Origin of the sequence: Arthrobacter sp. 4R501 (assembly GCF_002929755.1) — a bacterium.
Taxonomy (GTDB): Bacteria; Actinomycetota; Actinomycetes; order Actinomycetales; family Micrococcaceae; genus Arthrobacter.
The window spans coordinates 1-927 of the sequence record NZ_PJIW01000054.1 but is presented as its reverse complement, the minus strand read 5'-3'; the positions used below and the strand labels follow the sequence as shown (position 1 = coordinate 927).

Genomic DNA, 927 nt, shown 5'->3' with positions numbered 1-927 from the left:
TAAAGTGCGCTGCTCAGTGCTTCTTGATCGTCAGCAGTCATTGGCTTGTTTGTGAACAGCAGCGCGTGAATATGCGGGTGCCAACCATTTTCACCGAGGGTTACCTCGACAGCTCGCACGAATCCTTGAACGCCGAACTGATTTTTGAAGTTGACCCATGCGCGACCGGAGGTGACTTTTGACCATGCTTTGAGCGCAGCATTCAGGGTGACGGCCAGCTTGTCGGTTCTCTTGTGCCGCATGGTCAGGGTGACGAATACGAGGTGATTTTCGTCTGTCTGCCACTTCTCAACTGCCGATTGAATATCAGTTGCACGTTCGGCACCGACCACCGCACAGCAGACACGGCCCGCCCAGATTGAGGCGCAGCGTTCAAGGCCCGAGAAGTGAGCGTTAGTGTCCAAGTCCCCGGAATGGTGGACGCCCACAGTCTCAGCAACACGCCAACGACACCGAGCAGGACGCGGAGGGCGAATCCATCCGTCCTCAGAAGCTTTGGCACCCTCACCAGCAGCCGCAACAGGTGGTAACCCGGCTTCCATCCTTGCGCCTCTAATTAGCCAGTCTGAGGAGCGTTGACGCCGTTCAAATCTCTTCCTGCGCCACTCATTTGCAGTCGAAGCGGAAGACTTATTCGCGATATACCAAGGCGGCGCCTCCGGCGCCTCTCCGGCGCCGCCGTTCCCGCTCCGCTCCACGTCGTCACCTACGGGCTTGGAGCGCCGCTCTAAGGTCTCTGACCGCGTGTTTGTCCCCGGTGGTGCTTGAATGTCGGGGTGATCCAGTAGCATTATTAAAGAAGCCTCCAGAGGCTGTATAGACGCGGAGGGATTGCCGTCCCGTTGAAACGTCTAGCGTTTAGGTTGTCGAAGGCCCCCAAGCATCTAATGCATGGGGGCCTATCGCTTTTTTAAAACCTATGCGCCA

The 927-nt window shown here is 57.1% G+C and carries 1 protein-coding gene; it reads right to left on the bottom strand.

Annotated elements, in window-relative coordinates; all coding sequences use genetic code 11:
* Nucleotides 1-404, bottom strand: a 404-nt coding sequence (locus CXR02_RS22230) for a protein rep (protein ID WP_181037337.1), incomplete at its 3' end; no start/stop codon positions are given.
* Nucleotides 405-927 lie beyond the last annotated feature (523 nt).